The sequence below is a fragment of the Aquimarina mytili genome (genome assembly GCF_016735115.1).
Classification (GTDB): Bacteria; Bacteroidota; Bacteroidia; order Flavobacteriales; family Flavobacteriaceae; genus Aquimarina; species Aquimarina mytili.
Window position 1 is genome coordinate 509,222 of sequence record NZ_JAERQJ010000002.1, and the last position, 16,051, is coordinate 525,272.

The following is a 16,051-nucleotide window of genomic DNA, read 5'->3' on the forward strand; positions in this document are numbered from 1 at the left end:
TAAAATTAAGTGTTAAAATTTTTTCCTTAATTGGATTAACGAGGCATTAAGTTCGAAACCCAATAATAATAAATTTGCATTAAGCCATATATATAGCATTAAAATCAGCATTGCGCCTATTGATCCATATAATTGATTATAATTCGAAAAATTATCAATATAAATACCAAATAAATAGGTCGTTATAATAATCAAAAAAGTGGTCATAAAGGCTCCTGGCGAAAAAAACGTATTTTGTTTTCCTTCTGAAGTGCCAAAATAGAATAATGTAGCTACGATTACAAATATCATGAAAACAAATAATGAATATTTGCCTATAGTTAACCAAAAAACCGTATCGTCTACTACTCCAATTGTACTTAAGTCGTCCACTAAATATGAAAAATATAACGTTCCTATCACCGTAATTAGCAATAACGATGCCACAATAATAGAAACTCCTAACGCAACAATGTATTGTCTAAAGAAATTTCGATTAAGACTAACGTGATAAGAGTATTCAAATCCTGAAAAAACTGCATTAATTCCATTGGTCATAAATAAAATCGAAAGAATAAATACAGTAGATAATAAACCTCCCCTTGGGTTAGAGGCTATATCTTCAAAAATTCCAGCAAAAAAATCAGAAGATTGCTTTGGCAAAGCACCATTAATGAATTCGAAGAAATTATTTTCAAAATTATCTATGGGCACATATGGAATAAGGTTTAAAAGGAACAATAAAAATGGAAATAAGGATAAAAAGAAACTCCAGGATATTGCACTAGCTCTTGCAGAAAAGGTGCCTTTTACAATTCCTATAGTATAGATTTCTATCAAATCATAGACAGACAACCCCTCAAAGCCCGGAAGCACAAGCTTTTTACCTAATTTAACCAAAAAATTGATTATAGGAATTTTACGCAGTTTATCCTCAACTGTTTTAGACATATATTATACTGCTTTCAAACTCAAATCCAAATTATATACCGAATGTGTCAAAGCACCACTACTAATATAATTGACTCCACATTCTGCATACTTTCTTACTGTCTTTTCATTGATACCACCACTGGATTCGGTAAGACATGTATTGCCTATAAGCTTTACTGCTGTTCGGGTATCATCATAATCAAAATTATCAATTAATATACGATATACTCCGGGTGTTTTGAGTATTTCTTGAATCTCATCAAGATTACGAGCTTCAACAATAATTTTAAGATCAAGATCATTATCTGAAAGGTACTTTTTGGTTTTTTCTATAGCACTAGTAATTCCACCTGCAAAATCAATATGATTATCTTTTAGCATAATCATATCGTACAAAGCAAATCTATGGTTTTCTCCGCCACCAATAGTAACTGCCCACTTTTCAAGAGCTCTTATACCTGGTGTGGTCTTACGAGTATCCAGAATTTTAGTTCCTGTGCCGTCTAAAAGCTTTACAAAATAATTGGTTTTGGTAGCGATTGCACTCATACGCTGCATCGCGTTAAGAACTAATCGCTCTGCTTTAAGGATTGATTGCGAGCTTCCTGACACAAAGAAGGCGATATCACCATATTTTACTTGTGAACCATCTTCTATTTTTACATCAATATCCATATTGGGATCAACATAATCAAAAACTTTCTTGGCAAATTCTACTCCTGCCAAAACCCCTTCATCTTTTACCAAAAGCTTTGCTTTACCAGTAGCCGAAGTTGGAATACATGCTAACGAACTATGATCACCATCTCCTACATCTTCTCTAATAGCATTGGCAATAATTAAATCAATTTCTTTATCGAATTGAGCTTTACTAATCATATTGAATGGTTATTTTTGCTAATGTAAAAAAAGAAGTCGTAAGTACGAAGTCGGAAACATAAATAACATAATCTTCCTCATTATACTTTTACTATATGTAGCACAAGTAGAAACCATATACACTTTCTTATTGTAAAAAAATAAACAAAATGAATATTAAATTACTGGCTATAGGCAAAACAGATAATAAACAATTAGAAGATCTTACTGACAACTATATCAAAAGATTAGGTTTTTATATTAAGTTTAATTTTGAAATTATTCCGGATCTTAAAAATGTAAAAAATCTAAGCGAAGCACAACAAAAAGAAAAAGAAGGTAAGTTGATTTTGGATCAATTATCCAATTCTGATGTTTTAATCCTTTTAGACGAAAATGGAAAACAATACGATTCTGTAGGTTTTTCTGAATTATTACAAAAACATATGAATAGTGGTATCAAACAACTAATCTTTGTAATTGGTGGACCTTATGGTTTTAGTCCTGAAGTATATAATCGTGCAAACGGTAAACTATCATTATCTAGGATGACGTTTTCTCATCAAATGATACGTTTATTTTTTACGGAACAACTTTATAGGGGATTTACCATTTTGAAAAATGAGCCTTATCACCATCGATAAGACTCATCTATTCTTAAAGTTATTTTTTTAATAGTGTAAGTTTTGTTTTACCAACAACAGAAACACTATAGTAGCCGGTTTTCAGCCCTCGTATTGAAACCATTTCTTTAGTATCTTTTGCTGTGATCTTTTTGACTATTTTTCCGATTAGGTTATATATTATAATTCTATCTCCTCTCTCAAGACCAACAAGGTGTATTTGTTCTTGAGCTGGATTAGGAAACATTGTAATTTTATCATTAATCGCATCAGAACTTACTATATTTCTTGTTGACGAAATGATTTTCCATTGTTGATTATTATTAGAAGAGTTAAAATCCCACAAATGCACATTAGCATTTAAACTGCCTCCTGCTCTATCTAGTGCTTTTTGTTGACAATGCATTGGCAGTAGCGAAAAAACATCATTACCATTCGCTACTACTTTCCATTTTTGATGATCATCATTAGCATTTCTCCAGGACATTACATTACTTCTATTTGCACATCTGGCATCTCGTACCTCAAGATATCTATTATATGCTCTATCTCTAATCGTGTATACATTATTCCCAAGATGTTCAAAAACCCAGCGTTCATTATTAGTATTTTCTGGAGTATACATTTTGGCATTATAATTTTCCCACCATCTCGATGCAATTCTTTGATTTGACTGTGTAGAAGTTATATAATATGTTCCTTCTTCAATTAACTGCTCAATCCCTACAGTAACATCATTAAATTCAATCCTTTGAATAGCTTCTTGCCAGGTAGTTCCAACCGGACGAATATGTGCCTTATAAAAATAACCTGAACCTGGCTGCGGCGGATTCGTAAGATTTATGGTAACTTCTTTGGTTCCTGTTCCCGCAGAAACAAGTTCCATACCTTCTCCAAGCCATCGATCAGGTGCCCATAACTCTACAACAATTTCGCGATCTGTAGAAGCCGAATAATCAATTGTAAAAGTGTATGAAGTCATAGGTTCTATGCGTAAAAGAGGAGTATTAAAAGCTACTTCATCATTTAGAGTAAGTGCTACAGTAACATCGGTAAACTCTACTCTATACAGCGCTTCTCTCCAAGTGGTTCCAACCGGTCGTATATATGCTTTATAAAAGTAACCTGAACCTGGCTGTGGTGGATTCGCCAGATTTACTGTTACAGGTTGTGTTCCTGTACCTGAAGAAACACGTTCTACACTTTCTCCTAACCATTGATCAGGAGCCCAAAACTCAACCACAATTTCTCGATCGATTGTAGCAGAGTAGTCTATAGCAAAAGTATACGAATCTTGTGGTTCTATATTTGAAGAAGGATTCTTGAATGCTAACTCATCACTTAAGGCATTGGTTACAATTACGTCGGTAAATTCTGTCCTATATAGTGCCTCTCTCCAAGTGGTCCCAACAGGACGTATATACGCTTTATAAAAATAACCTGAGCCAACTTCAGGTGGATTTGAAAGATTAACTGTTATCGATTGTGTTCCGGAACCTTTTGATACACGCTCTACATTTTCTCCCAACCACCTATCTGATGCCCAAAACTCTACAACAATTTCACGATCTGTTGCCGCAGTGTAATCAATAGCAAATATATATGAGTTTTGAGGTATAATTGAATTAGATGGATTATTAAATGAAACGTTATCAATAATTTCTTCACCGATATTATCACTTATATTTTTGATAATGGTTCCCATTCTATTTCTCTCATCAGAAGAATTTCTATCCGTCCAGGACCACACCAATGAGCCAGCCCATTTTTTATTTAAAAGCGTAGTTCCTAAATCTGTAGCACGTACTGTTGGTATAGTATGATCATTATCTCCACCCTGTTGATTAAAAAATAAATCATCTGGATAATACTCTCCAATAATTGCCTCTTTGTCTATTTTATTAGCATTGTAATTATTGTGAAACGGCGACCCTTTAGAGCGTGCCCAGTTATAGTAATGTATATTGTAAAAATCAAGATATCCATCTTGATCATTTCCTTGAAACTGCAAGTTTGCATCAGAATAGGCATTCCAAAATCCGTTTGAAGAATCTTCAACATTTGTTAGAAACCCCAAAGCTCCATTAGTAATCTGAACACCGGGTTGCGCTCTTCTAATTGCTCCAGCGGTTTTGTTTACAAAACGTTGGATATTAGCCATGGTAATTCTTTCTTTAAATCCAGGCCAATGACCGGCATATTCATTTGTCATTCCCTCTGGTTCATTAAAAATCTCCCAGGCGAAAAGAGCTGGATGATTGCCTATAAAATTTACTAAAGGCAATAATGCATTATCAATATATGCATTCATATAGCTATCTTGAGTAAGCAGTTTTTTGTTTGCAGAAGCATCGACTCCCCACTGATCTTTTAACATATCAAAAGACCATAGACAAATCTGTACTTTGAGTCCTTTACTTTGCGCCAAGTCTAAAATAGCTTTTACATCATCATGAAAGAAAGAAGGGTTTGGTTTTACTTTTTGATTATTATCAAAAATTGGATTGGTAGAACCATTTGTATGATACCACCATCGCACTACGTTGCCCCCTCTGTCTTTCACAAAATCCATTACTTCTCCAAACTTGATAAGGTTTGGATGGTATTGATTACTCGAAAAAAAGGGATCTACGCCTACATCGCGCCCATACTCTATCCAGGCTAGATTAATTCCATTAACAAATGAAATACCATCTATTGCTCTGGATCCTTTTTTTGTGTCTTTCAAGATCTTTTTAGAATTCTGGTTGTTTTTTTGAAAATATCTCTTAAGATACTTCAAATTGATTTGATCTTGATTAATTTTTTGAAAACTCTCTTTGTAATTAGGGTTATTAGTCCATGGCTTCTGAGATCTTTGTGAATAAGCCTGTAAAGAAAAAACAATGCAGACTAGAATAATAATTCTTTTCATTGTGTGAGTTTGTTATGGTTAGTAACTCCATAACGGATATTTCTAAAAATATTTCAATACTCTATCACAAACAATTGTAAAACAAAAAGCATTGAGTTAAAGAAAAATCATAACTCAATGCTTTTACCATAAAAAATGTGGTGTTTACTCTTTCACAATCTCTTTTAGATCACTAAAAATGTCTATAAAATCTTCTACAAAATCGGCTGACACATTCTTTTTATTCATGTACACATCAAGTTTTCCTTCCTTCAATTTTACAGTATGAGCCAATTTATCTTTTTTAGTATAACTCCATATGTACTCTGAACCTTTTTTAACCATAGTTGTTTCTAAATGATTTTTTAAAAACTTCTTAAGTTTTTCGGTTTTTGGTGTTGGAAAATCTGCTTTCAAAACATAAGAGTCGTCAGTATTGGTAATAGAGATATTCACCTTATAATTATTCCCTGATTCATCATCAGAATAATGTATTGACACCTTTGATTTTGATGATTTTTGTGCATTTCCCATAGATATGGCAAACGCAATGCTTAATACGCAAATAATTGTTTTCATGATGTTCGTTTTAGATTGATGATTGATTAATTTCCTTTTTTTGAGGTTAAAGATTTAAGCTCTTTTCCCATCTGTTTGAATTTTTTAAGTAGTTTATCAGAAGCCAACTCTTTATTTACATGAATTCGCAGTTTGTTTTCTTTAAGTTGTACCTCATACATCTCTTCATTCTCCAATTCTTTTCTCCACAAATATGATTCAGAATCAGCAACCATATTATCTTTACCTAGCTGATCCATAAGATATAATTTCACATTTTTTTGGAGTGATTCTAAAAACTTAATTTTCACTCTAAAAGAATCATCCATATCAATTATTGCAAAAGAACGATAATACTTCTTATCATTATCATTGCTATTAACCGTAACCTTGGTTGATGATGTAGAAGTTGTGGTAGTTGTTGTTTGTGCTGTTGCTGAAAGTAAACCTATAATTAAGCTGACTAAAATCAAAACTAATGTTTTCATAATTGTTCATTTTTTAATTCTTGAATTCTTGAATTCTCGAAAAGGATTAATGATTGATGATTATTGTATTGTGCTTGGTTTAGCTTTTTTTGTAAGTATTAAGCCATAGATAAGACATGGAGATATAATGACTAAAATTAATAAACTATTGATAAGAGAATCTTCTTCAATAACCTTATTAAAGTCAACCGGAATCCCTACGCCATCAAGCTTAGCTGCAAAATCGATAAGTGCATGTAGCATAGCGATTCCAAACATATTATTAGTTCTAAGTAAAATTCCTCCGAACATTACTCCAATAAAAGTTGCAAATCCAACCTGTGTCAATTCGCCATAAATTCCTTTATCAAAATGTATTAGATGTAACAGACCAAATATGAATGCCGATCCTACGACTGCAAAAACAGTATTTCTTTTCGTTTTTTTGGATATCTTAATCAAATAAGACTGTAAAAAACCTCTGAGCAAAAGTTCTTCAGAAAAACCTATAGAGATTACGTATACAAGAAACAGAATAAAATTCAGCCAATTAGAATCCTTAATTTCATCTAAATTCATGAAATTTAAAATCACTATATAAAAAGGAAAAAGTAATAATAACCAATTCTTGGCTTTTAGGTTTCCGATTCCTGCTTGATTAGATAATTTATACTTCTTAATCAATATCAAAGCTCCTACTATCAATAAAACATTTACAAGAAGCCGTATACTTATACCTTGAGCATATGTATCGTACCCTATGTTAAACAAAGCTTCATGTATTTGATCTCTTATTATTAAAACAAGTGATAAAATAGTGACAAACAGAAATACGACTATAGGTGGTTTATTAATTTTATTCATAATGTTCGTTTTTTGATTGATGATTGTTATTGATTGATGACTGATATTAATTATTCAATTTTAAAGGTGAGTCCTACTCCCCTAACACTTTCTATAGCGATATGACTATCCTGTTTAAAATATTTTCTTAACCTACTAATAAACACATCCATGCTGCGACCAGAGAAAAAATCATCATTACCCCAAACATCTTTAAGCAAATCTTCCCTCTTTATCATACTATTTTTATGTTCCCACAAATATTGTATTAGAATAGTTTCTTTTTCAGTTAATCGTTGAGATTCATTTTCAAATTTCAATCTATGATTAATCGGCTCAAAACTATATTTCCCAATGGAAACCGTTTCTGTTTTAATCGATTGAGTTTTGTTTGTTCGTTTTAAAATGTTTTGAAGTCTGAGAACTAAAATATCAGCTTCAAAAGGTTTCACGATATAATCATCTGCACCTAATTTCAACCCTCTAATTTTATCTTCCTTCATTTTTTTTGCTGTAAGAAAAACAAAAGGAATTTCGGGTCTAATTTCGATTACTTTTTCTGCCAGTGTAAAACCATCCATTTTGGGCATCATTACATCAAACACACATATATCAAAGTTATTTGTTCCTAGCGTACTTAGAGCTTCTTCTCCGTTTTTCACCCAGGTAACGTCATACTCATGAAGTTCTAGATATTGTTTGAGAATACTTCCAAAATCAAAATCATCTTCTGCTAATAATATGTGTTTCATTATGATTAAATTATTGGTATAGTTATTATAAATGTGGTTCCTACATTTGGTTTACTCTCAAGCTCAATACTTCCTAGATGTGCCTTAATAACTTGATTGGCATAAAACAACCCTAAACCTAACCCCTTTACTTCGTGGACATCTCCTGTGGTAACTCTATAAAATTTTTCAAAGATCTTTTGCTGTTCTTTTTCCGGTATTCCGATACCATTGTCCTGGATCAAAATCTTATATGTATTCTTATTACGTTCTGTTTTTAGATTAATTTCTTTTTTCTCTCTACCGTATTTTACTGCATTTTCCATAATATTAAAAAGAGCTGTAGTGAAAAGAAATTTATCAATAGTAAGATCTACTTCTTCCAATTCTAATACAGCATTAAACTCAATATCCTTATTTTTAACAGACAACCTAAAATCTTCAATAATTTCATTGAAATATTGATCATCTTTTACTTTTTCTTTAGACAACACAATTTCTTCGGATCCAAGAGTATTACTCATTACTTGATCGATTAGCTTTTGTAATCGATTATTTTGTCTATCCAAAATGTCCAGCGAATTAGAAAATGACGCTACAGAATCTTGAATCTTTTTATTTCTTAAGCTTTTAGATACAATACCCAGGGTAGCCAAAGGTGTTTTTAACTCGTGCGTAATATTATTAATAAAATCATTGCGCACCTCTACTATTTTCTTTTGTTGAATTAATGTTTTTATAGAATAAAAGAGCAAAGCCACAACAAACAATAGTAGTATCACAGAAAATATAAAAAGGCTTGTCATCTGACCAAAAATGATACGTTTCCAGCCTATTATATTTATGGTATCTTGCGTTCTAATTTCAATATTTAATGTGGTTTTAAAAACATCACCATTACCGATTTGATCGTCTTCATAATCATGTTCTGTAAACCATCGGGCTTTGCTAATCATATTTCCTTCTTCATCTGGAAAATTTTCTCCGAACAGAAAAAAATCATTCCCCTCTTTTGAAGAAAAAATAGTATCTCGAGCATCATTATCAAATAAAATAACACTTTGTATCGTCTTTTTGTATTTAAGATCATGACCCAAATTAACTTTGCTAATCTCTTTTGTGTAATAATCCTTAAAAACGGTATTCAATGAATCGGTAATTGGTTTAAACTTGGTAATAACTTCTTTTTTAAGGTATTTATTCCTTTTATACTCTACAAGATTTTCAGATAATGAGTTATACCATAATTCTGTTAGAGAATCCATCTCTTTAGTATTATCAATACTAGACACTGCTTTCTTTGTTTCTTTAATAAACACATCCTTTTTTAATTGATATGTATTATAAATTAAATACCCCTGAATCCCAGACAAGGCTATCAAAGCCAGAATAGAAGTAATAATCAGGATATTTATTTTTTGTTTTTTCATTAGTATGCGATTATTTTTTGGGTCTTTATGGTTTTAGATTAAATAACTGTTCGATTTTTGATTGATGATATCATCAAAATTAAAATAAAGGAGCATTGATCGCATAAAAATTAGAACCGTTAACCGTGCATTAACGTTAATATTCTTAAAAACTCTTGTATACAGGCATTTTGAAGATGAATGTTAATGCCTTAGAAATTGGTATTAATTATTACATTTGCTTCCAAATAACCTATCACCTCTATGTCATCCTATCTAAAACTTATAAAATTTGATAATTTACTCATTATAGCTTTAGCGCAATTATGTATTAAATATGGCCTTTTTGATCCTTTTGGTATTGCTATTACTCTAAATGGTTTTGGTATTGCTCTATTAATTATCGCTACAATTTCAATTGCGGCAGCCGGAAATATCATTATTGAGATTTATAACCAAGCTGATACAAATCCTAAAAATTTAATTCAGAACACAATCCCTGAAAAAACAGCCAATAAACTGTTTATTATCTTTAATGTTATTGGAGTTTTGATAGGATTTTACTTAGCAAACCTAATAAGCAGGCCTGGTTTTGCTGCTCTATTTATTATAATATCAGGTGTGTTCTATATTTATGCCTCTTATCTAAAAGAAATATTGATTCTTAAAAACATTATCATAGCTGTTCTTGCAGCATTAAGTTTAATTGTTGTAGGAATTTTTGATCTTCTACCAGCAATTACCGAAAAGAATAGAGCATCACAAACAGTAATTTTTTCAATTATTTTGGATTACTCAATATTTGCTTGTATGATCATCATGCTAAGAGAAATTATAAAAGATTGCCTAACCATAGACAGAGATCATAATATTGGAATAAAAACCATCCCCATTATCGTGGGAAAAGATCGCACCGTCAAACTTATCGGCATATTAACAATAATTCCTCTTATTGCAGTAGTATACTATATATATACGTATCTTTTTTCTAACAGTAATGCCGTTATTTCTATACTTATACTCATTATTGCGCCACTACTTTATTTTATGATACGAAGTTTTACTGCAGAATCTGATAAACATCTTAACATATTAAAAGGTATTTTAAAAATCATTCTTATAATTGCTTCTCTATCTTTATTACTTTATCAATTTGTATTAAAATAAGCCATGTTAAAAGACATTTTAAAAGAGCATAACGTTATTCTTGCTTCTGGATCCCCTAGAAGGCAGCAGTTTTTTAAAGACCTTGGTTTGGATTTTTCTATACAATTAAAAGAAATAGAAGAAATATACCCTGATCACCTAAGGGCTGAAGAAATTTCGGATTATTTAGCTCTTTTAAAAGCCAATGCATTCTCTAACCTGGGACCCAAGGATATTTTAATTACTAGCGATACTATTGTTTGGCATAACCATAAAGCATTAGGAAAACCTAAAGATCTTGAAGATGCTAAAAGAATGATCGTTTCATTATCAAATGATACGCATCAAGTGATTACTTCGGTTTGTTTTAAAACTATTCATGGCACAAAACTAGTACACCATACCACCAAGGTTACTTTCAAAGAATTATCTCCAGAAGAGATTGAATATTATGTTCATACATACAAACCATTAGATAAAGCTGGAGCATATGGGATTCAAGAATGGCTCGGTTTTATCGGAATATCTTCAATAGAAGGTAGTTATTTTAATGTAATGGGGTTACCAATTCATCTTGTTTACGAAACGTTAACAACACTTGCTACATCATAGGTTTATTGTAATTTGCGCTAAAGGCAAATTAAAAAATATAGCCATGAAAAAGTCAATACTATTATTTGGAATTCTTGGAATACTAGTCATTATTGCATGTAGTAATATAAAAGCCAATGACTCTTCGATAACGGAGGAGAAAAATATTTCAGAGAACATTGATCCAGTAAAAGATCTTTCAGAAGATTTTAAGAAGTATTGGTATGCTGGTGAAGCTGAAATAACTTCGTATCAATTAGAACAAGCTCGATATGGCCAAATACGACAAGGAAAAGCTGTGTTAATATATGTAACCGAAGATTTTCTTAAAAAAGAACAAGTAAAAGCTGATCGACAGCATACAGATAATATTCCGGTACTAAAGTTAAATGCTACGAAAAAATTCAACACAGGTATTTACCCGTATTCGATTATGCAAAGCACTTTTTACCCCGTCAAAGACAATCAACATGCAATAAAGATATCTAGTTCCATGCAGGAATGGTGTGGTCATGTATATGCACAATTGAATAATAGAACAAAATTTGAAGTTATGTCTCACTCTTATTTTGAAGGTGAAGCAGATCAAGAGTTTACTATAGATAAAGCTATCTTAGAAAATGAACTTTGGACCAAAATCAGAATCAATCCAGACAATTTACCAAAAGGCAATATAAACATAATTCCTTCTTTTGAATATTCGAGATTACGCCATAAGGAAATCAAAGCCTATTCAGCCAAGGCATCTATAGAGAAACAAAACAACACTCGTATTTATACTATTGAGTATCCCGAACTTAAAAGAACTATTAGTATTACCTTTGGAAACTCCTTTCCTTATGAAATACAAGGTTGGAAAGAAACTTTTAGAAGTGGCTTCGGCCCCAATGCCAAAGAACTGACTACAAAAGCAACAAAAATTAAGCAAATTAAATCTGCATATTGGGGTAAGAATAGTAATGCCGATGAAGCACTACGAGACGAACTTGGATTATAACACTAATATAAAAACAATGATAAAATTATCAGAATCTGAAATACAAGAAAAATTAAAAGATATCGATGGCTGGGAATATAATGATAATGCCATTCATACTACTTTTGAATTTAGTGATTTTAAAGATGCCTTTTCGGTAATGACTCGTATTGCATTTGAAGCCGAATTACAACAACACCATCCTGACTGGACAAACGTCTACAACAAACTACAAATTAGTCTTTCTACTCATGATGTCGGTGGCGTTACAGAAAACGATTTTAAACTGGCAAAAACAATAGAAGATATTATTGAAGGAGAGTGATTTTTTACATCACTTTTATCTATCAGTAAAAAAATATTAAGAGTATTACATATTCTCGATTCTGAAGTTTAAACAAACATTTGCCAAAAACTTGGTTTCTACTTATGTTTGTATTTTCAGATTTTAAAATTAGTATATGGGAAGAGCTTTCGAATTTAGAAAAGCACGTAAGATGAAACGTTGGTCTGCAATGGCCAAAGCGTTTACACGTATAGGTAAAGATATTGTAATAGCAGTAAAAGAAGGTGGACCTGATCCGGATTCTAACTCTAGACTTAGAGCTGTAATACAAAATGCCAAGTCTGTAAATATGCCTAAAGACAATATCGAAAGAGCGATAAAACGTGCTTCCGATAAAGATCAAGGAAATTATAAAGAAGTGCTTTTTGAAGGATATGCCCCTCATGGAATAGCGATTTTGGTAGAAACTGCAACTGATAATAATAATAGAACTGTAGCAAACATAAGGTCATACTTTAATAAGTGTGATGGAAATCTTGGAACCTCTGGATCTGTAGAATTCATGTTTGACCATACATGTAATTTTAGAATTAATGGCGAAGGTATCGATCCTGAAGAACTGGAACTAGAATTTATAGACTTTGGAGCAGAAGAAGTATTTCAAGATGATGATGGTATATTGATTTATGCCCCTTTTGGAAGTTTTGGTACTATACAGAAAGAATTAGAGAGTCGTGAAATGGAAATTTTATCCTCTGGTTTTGAGCGTATTCCTCAGGTTACCAAAAAACTTACTCCAGAGCAAGCTGCGGATGTAGAAAAATTATTAGAAAAAATTGAGGAAGATGATGATGTCCAGAATGTGTATCACACTATGGAAGAATCCTCTTCTTAAACATAGAAATCCTCTGTTTAGGGTTTCCATTTTTGAAAACTTAAACGTATTTTTTCATATATTGCGCCCTTTAAAAACCTAAACCTATCTAGTATGAAAAAATTTATTTATTTATTTGCTCTAAGTGCAGCAGTTGTTTTTACATCTTGCTCTAGTGATGATGATGCTGGAGCTCCAGCTAATACGGGAAGTATTACTTTTGAAGGAAAACAAGTAACTATTACATCAGCTGTTATTGAAGATTTTGGTGCAGATTCGACACATCATAATTCTGATTTTACTCTTAGTGGTTCTGACGGTACAGTTACTACTGAAGTGTATTTAGAATTGTTTTCTCCAACTGATGGAACAGGTTTTAAACCAGGCACCTTTAATTTTGTTTCTGGAGCAACTCAACCTGAAGCCGGAACGTATTATTTTTCTGCCGCTGAAGTAACAGTCGGTTCTGAAAATACTCGTTTTGCTACTGGAGGTCAAGTAGTTGTTGCTGGTTCTGGTAACACATACAATGTGACAGCAAACCTTACATTTGAAAATGATGTAACATTAACTTTAAATTATTCAGGAGCATTTGCTGCATTCCCTGGTCTATAAAATAATACACATTTTGTGTTATAATAAAAAAGAGTTTAGCACTGCTAAGCTCTTTTTTTGTTATGTTTCTCTCTTCAATTCGACTATATATGAAACATTTATCATGAAGAATTTATTGATCATCTTTATACTTCTAGCAAGTAGTTCATCATATGCACAGCATATGAATAATAATGCATTAAGAGAAATTATACATACAAAATCAGATACATTAGGAGGTGTTTCTGGAAACTGGAAATTTATATACAAACAAATACCAATGCTTTGTGTCACTGATGAAACCAATAACAGAATGAGAATAATTTCTCCTATAACAGAATCAGATAATTTAGACAAAGACTTATTATTAGATGCTATGACGGCAAATTTTCATTCTGCTTTGGATGTAAAATATGCAATTTCTAATGGTATTTTATGGTCTGTATATATTCATCCATTAAAAGAACTCACAAACGAACAAGTAGAAAGCGCTATTTCACAGGTATACTTTGCAGCAAAAACTTTTGGCACGACCTTTTCTAGTACCCAACTTCTTTTTGGTGGAAGAAATAATACTGAACAACAAAACTCAAAAGAAAAAATTAAAGAAGAAAAAATTCATAAGTTTTAGTCAACATCAAAACTATATTCGGGTACTTTACCTTTTACTCCTTTAAAGAAGGAATACATATATTCAAAATCCTTATCAATATTATCTGTTGGATAAAATGGTTCTGATATTTTATTTTCCTTTTTCCCGAAGTCGAAAGTAACCATAATGATAGGGACATTGGCTTTTTTTGCTATATGATAGAAGCCTGTTTTCCATTCTTTTACTTTTTTTCTGGTACCTTCCGGTGCAATTGTTAACCGAAGTTCATCTCTTTTCTTAAAGAGTTCTGCAATAGCATCAACTTTATTTTGACCTGGAGTACGATCAAGAGGAATTCCTCCTACTTTTTTAAAATACCATCCAAATGGAGGCCATTTAAAAAGTTCTTTTTTAGCCATAAAGCTAATTTTTATATTCGCAAGCTGCCGTATAAACAAGCCAATATAAAAGTCATGCCAACTTGTGTGTGGTACAGCAATTACAACACATTTTTTTATCTTATCTGCATTGAAATCTCCGACAATCTTCCATCCCAAGATTTTATTGTATACAAAAGTCCATAATCGCTTCATGAAAATATACGTTGAGATTTTATTTACAAAGAGCGATAAATCTCTTTCAATTTACTTGCATTAATTTTTGATTTCCAATCAGGTCCCAGCGCATTTTCCCATAAAGGTTCTAATCCAAGTGCTACTGTAGTCATCGTATTTAATTGCTCTTCAGTAATATTTGCACATATTCCTTCAGGTAAGTTAATACCATGATAGTCTTTCATTTTCTTGAAAACTTCGACTCCTTTAGGGTAATATTCACCCAATTTATCAAAGACAATACAATTTCCGATTCCATGCTTTGTACCTAATACATAGGCGAGTCCATAACTCATTGCATGTGCAACTCCCACTTGAGAATAGGCAATACTCATACCGCCATGCCAAGAAGCCATCATTAGTTTAGCATCAGAATCTTCTTTGCTTAGATTATTTTCAAGAAAAATTTCATTACACAAATCCAATGCTTTTTCTCCATAACTTTGACTAAATGCATTTAAATATGTTCCATCCAAAGATTCTACACAATGAATATAACAATCCATTCCGGTATAAAACCACTGGTCTTTAGGGACATCTTTAATTAATTCTGGATCAAGTATTACCTGATCAAAAGGAGTATAATCTGAATTGATCCCTAACTTTCTTTCAGGTCCAGTAAGCACCGTGGTTCGGGATACTTCGGCCCCAGTACCTGAAATTGTAGGAACTCCTACATGATACACCGCTTTATTTTTAACTAGATCCCAACCTTGATACTCTGATGCACTTCCAGGATTAGTTAACATAATAGCCACGGCTTTAGAAAGGTCAAGGATTGATCCTCCTCCAATTCCTATAATTCCGCTAGGTATAAACTGATAACTATTTTTAATTTTAGAAACGATCTCATCGACTTGAGACGTTTTAGGTTCTTCTGCAGTAGAAACATAAATTATTTCATCTGTTGAGGATAATGATAATCTCTCTTCAATAAAAGAGGTATTATTTTCAAAAACACTATCTATCAAATAAACAAATGGAGCAATACCATTTCTTTTATCAGAAAGAATCTTTCCGATTTGATTAAAACATCCTTTTCCAAACACTACTTTTGGAACCATCGGAAAGTTTCTATGGTTCG

At 32.0% G+C, this 16,051-nt stretch carries 18 protein-coding genes; 8 read left to right on the forward strand and 10 right to left on the reverse strand.

What is annotated here, in order from left to right; translation table 11 throughout:
• Nucleotides 1–12: 12 nt before the first annotated feature.
• A complete protein-coding gene (locus JJQ60_RS07085) occupies nucleotides 13–930 on the reverse strand; it encodes a YihY/virulence factor BrkB family protein (RefSeq protein WP_201918099.1) in 918 nt (305 codons plus the stop codon).
• A gap of 3 nt (nucleotides 931–933) precedes the next feature.
• A complete protein-coding gene (gene nadC, locus JJQ60_RS07090; RefSeq protein ID WP_201918101.1) occupies nucleotides 934–1,791 on the reverse strand; it encodes a carboxylating nicotinate-nucleotide diphosphorylase in 858 nt (285 codons plus the stop codon).
• Nucleotides 1,792–1,940: 149 nt separating this feature from the next.
• On the opposite strand from nadC, the gene rlmH reads away from it, so the two are divergent.
• Nucleotides 1,941–2,414: a 23S rRNA (pseudouridine(1915)-N(3))-methyltransferase RlmH gene (rlmH, locus tag JJQ60_RS07095; RefSeq protein ID WP_201918103.1), complete on the forward strand. Its 474-nt coding sequence runs from the start codon at nucleotides 1,941–1,943 to the stop codon at nucleotides 2,412–2,414.
• A gap of 19 nt (nucleotides 2,415–2,433) precedes the next feature.
• Here rlmH and JJQ60_RS07100 read toward each other — a convergent pair whose 3' ends face one another.
• The 6 genes from JJQ60_RS07100 to JJQ60_RS07125 form a co-directional block, all read right to left on the reverse strand.
• Nucleotides 2,434–5,307, reverse strand: a complete 2,874-nt coding sequence (locus JJQ60_RS07100; protein WP_201918105.1) for an RICIN domain-containing protein — start codon at nucleotides 5,305–5,307, stop codon at nucleotides 2,434–2,436.
• 144 nt (nucleotides 5,308–5,451) lie between these two features.
• Nucleotides 5,452–5,865: a hypothetical protein gene (locus JJQ60_RS07105; protein WP_201918107.1), complete on the reverse strand. Its 414-nt coding sequence runs from the start codon at nucleotides 5,863–5,865 to the stop codon at nucleotides 5,452–5,454.
• A gap of 26 nt (nucleotides 5,866–5,891) precedes the next feature.
• Nucleotides 5,892–6,332 (reverse strand): hypothetical protein, encoded by a 441-nt coding sequence (locus JJQ60_RS07110; RefSeq protein ID WP_201918109.1) that lies wholly within the window; start codon nucleotides 6,330–6,332, stop codon nucleotides 5,892–5,894.
• A gap of 60 nt (nucleotides 6,333–6,392) precedes the next feature.
• Nucleotides 6,393–7,175 (reverse strand): CPBP family intramembrane glutamic endopeptidase, encoded by a 783-nt coding sequence (locus JJQ60_RS07115; protein ID WP_201918111.1) that lies wholly within the window; start codon nucleotides 7,173–7,175, stop codon nucleotides 6,393–6,395.
• 50 nt (nucleotides 7,176–7,225) lie between these two features.
• Nucleotides 7,226–7,906, reverse strand: coding sequence for a response regulator transcription factor (locus tag JJQ60_RS07120; protein ID WP_201918113.1), 681 nt, complete (start codon nucleotides 7,904–7,906; stop codon nucleotides 7,226–7,228).
• Between the two features lie 5 nt (nucleotides 7,907–7,911).
• Nucleotides 7,912–9,315 (reverse strand): sensor histidine kinase, encoded by a 1,404-nt coding sequence (locus JJQ60_RS07125; protein ID WP_201918115.1) that lies wholly within the window; start codon nucleotides 9,313–9,315, stop codon nucleotides 7,912–7,914.
• 243 nt (nucleotides 9,316–9,558) lie between these two features.
• Here JJQ60_RS07125 and JJQ60_RS07130 point away from each other — a divergent pair, with 243 nt between their 5' ends.
• The 7 genes from JJQ60_RS07130 (at nucleotide 9,559) to JJQ60_RS07160 (ending at nucleotide 14,392) form a co-directional block, all read left to right on the forward strand.
• Nucleotides 9,559–10,461: a geranylgeranylglycerol-phosphate geranylgeranyltransferase gene (locus tag JJQ60_RS07130; RefSeq protein WP_201918117.1), complete on the forward strand. Its 903-nt coding sequence runs from the start codon at nucleotides 9,559–9,561 to the stop codon at nucleotides 10,459–10,461.
• Nucleotides 10,462–10,464: 3 nt separating this feature from the next.
• The gene (locus tag JJQ60_RS07135) at nucleotides 10,465–11,052 is read left to right on the forward strand and encodes a Maf-like protein (RefSeq protein ID WP_201918119.1); all 588 of its coding nucleotides are present in this window, start codon (nucleotides 10,465–10,467) and stop codon (nucleotides 11,050–11,052) included.
• 43 nt (nucleotides 11,053–11,095) lie between these two features.
• Nucleotides 11,096–12,028: a septum formation inhibitor Maf gene (locus JJQ60_RS07140; protein WP_201918121.1), complete on the forward strand. Its 933-nt coding sequence runs from the start codon at nucleotides 11,096–11,098 to the stop codon at nucleotides 12,026–12,028.
• Nucleotides 12,029–12,044: 16 nt separating this feature from the next.
• Nucleotides 12,045–12,332, forward strand: coding sequence for a 4a-hydroxytetrahydrobiopterin dehydratase (locus JJQ60_RS07145; RefSeq protein ID WP_201918123.1), 288 nt, complete (start codon nucleotides 12,045–12,047; stop codon nucleotides 12,330–12,332).
• Nucleotides 12,333–12,468: 136 nt separating this feature from the next.
• Complete coding sequence (locus JJQ60_RS07150; RefSeq protein WP_201918125.1) at nucleotides 12,469–13,188, forward strand: YebC/PmpR family DNA-binding transcriptional regulator; 720 nt, start codon at nucleotides 12,469–12,471, stop codon at nucleotides 13,186–13,188.
• Nucleotides 13,189–13,281: 93 nt separating this feature from the next.
• The gene (locus JJQ60_RS07155; protein ID WP_201918127.1) at nucleotides 13,282–13,782 is read left to right on the forward strand and encodes a hypothetical protein; all 501 of its coding nucleotides are present in this window, start codon (nucleotides 13,282–13,284) and stop codon (nucleotides 13,780–13,782) included.
• Between the two features lie 103 nt (nucleotides 13,783–13,885).
• Entirely contained in the window at nucleotides 13,886–14,392 is a 507-nt protein-coding gene (locus JJQ60_RS07160; RefSeq protein ID WP_236669060.1) for a hypothetical protein, read from the forward strand.
• Here the strand turns inward: JJQ60_RS07160 and JJQ60_RS07165 are convergent.
• Both JJQ60_RS07165 and JJQ60_RS21995 read right to left on the reverse strand, forming a co-directional pair.
• Nucleotides 14,389–14,946, reverse strand: a complete 558-nt coding sequence (locus tag JJQ60_RS07165; RefSeq protein WP_201918129.1) for a 1-acyl-sn-glycerol-3-phosphate acyltransferase — start codon at nucleotides 14,944–14,946, stop codon at nucleotides 14,389–14,391. The genes JJQ60_RS07160 and JJQ60_RS07165 overlap by 4 nt on opposite strands.
• A gap of 23 nt (nucleotides 14,947–14,969) precedes the next feature.
• Entirely contained in the window at nucleotides 14,970–16,031 is a 1,062-nt protein-coding gene (locus JJQ60_RS21995; RefSeq protein WP_236669063.1) for an iron-containing alcohol dehydrogenase family protein, read from the reverse strand.
• Nucleotides 16,032–16,051: the final 20 nt, after the last annotated feature.

What these genes read in the sequence shown, in the direction of transcription:
- JJQ60_RS07140 (WP_201918121.1), top strand. Translation starts at nt 11,096, where the DNA reads ATGAAAAAGTCAATACTATTATTTGGAATTCTTGGAATACTAGTCATT.
- JJQ60_RS21995 (WP_236669063.1), bottom strand. Translation starts at nt 16,031, where the DNA reads ATGGTTCCAAAAGTAGTGTTTGGAAAAGGATGTTTTAATCAAATCGGA.
- JJQ60_RS07160 (WP_236669060.1), top strand. Translation starts at nt 13,886, where the DNA reads ATGAAGAATTTATTGATCATCTTTATACTTCTAGCAAGTAGTTCATCA.
- JJQ60_RS07150 (WP_201918125.1), top strand. Translation starts at nt 12,469, where the DNA reads ATGGGAAGAGCTTTCGAATTTAGAAAAGCACGTAAGATGAAACGTTGG.
- JJQ60_RS07105 (WP_201918107.1), bottom strand. Translation starts at nt 5,865, where the DNA reads ATGAAAACAATTATTTGCGTATTAAGCATTGCGTTTGCCATATCTATG.
- JJQ60_RS07110 (WP_201918109.1), bottom strand. Translation starts at nt 6,332, where the DNA reads ATGAAAACATTAGTTTTGATTTTAGTCAGCTTAATTATAGGTTTACTT.
- JJQ60_RS07135 (WP_201918119.1), top strand. Translation starts at nt 10,465, where the DNA reads ATGTTAAAAGACATTTTAAAAGAGCATAACGTTATTCTTGCTTCTGGA.
- nadC (WP_201918101.1), bottom strand. Translation starts at nt 1,791, where the DNA reads ATGATTAGTAAAGCTCAATTCGATAAAGAAATTGATTTAATTATTGCC.
- JJQ60_RS07125 (WP_201918115.1), bottom strand. Translation starts at nt 9,315, where the DNA reads ATGAAAAAACAAAAAATAAATATCCTGATTATTACTTCTATTCTGGCT.
- JJQ60_RS07115 (WP_201918111.1), bottom strand. Translation starts at nt 7,175, where the DNA reads ATGAATAAAATTAATAAACCACCTATAGTCGTATTTCTGTTTGTCACT.
- JJQ60_RS07130 (WP_201918117.1), top strand. Translation starts at nt 9,559, where the DNA reads ATGTCATCCTATCTAAAACTTATAAAATTTGATAATTTACTCATTATA.
- JJQ60_RS07085 (WP_201918099.1), bottom strand. Translation starts at nt 930, where the DNA reads ATGTCTAAAACAGTTGAGGATAAACTGCGTAAAATTCCTATAATCAAT.
- JJQ60_RS07145 (WP_201918123.1), top strand. Translation starts at nt 12,045, where the DNA reads ATGATAAAATTATCAGAATCTGAAATACAAGAAAAATTAAAAGATATC.
- JJQ60_RS07120 (WP_201918113.1), bottom strand. Translation starts at nt 7,906, where the DNA reads ATGAAACACATATTATTAGCAGAAGATGATTTTGATTTTGGAAGTATT.
- JJQ60_RS07165 (WP_201918129.1), bottom strand. Translation starts at nt 14,946, where the DNA reads ATGAAGCGATTATGGACTTTTGTATACAATAAAATCTTGGGATGGAAG.
- rlmH (WP_201918103.1), top strand. Translation starts at nt 1,941, where the DNA reads ATGAATATTAAATTACTGGCTATAGGCAAAACAGATAATAAACAATTA.
- JJQ60_RS07155 (WP_201918127.1), top strand. Translation starts at nt 13,282, where the DNA reads ATGAAAAAATTTATTTATTTATTTGCTCTAAGTGCAGCAGTTGTTTTT.
- JJQ60_RS07100 (WP_201918105.1), bottom strand. Translation starts at nt 5,307, where the DNA reads ATGAAAAGAATTATTATTCTAGTCTGCATTGTTTTTTCTTTACAGGCT.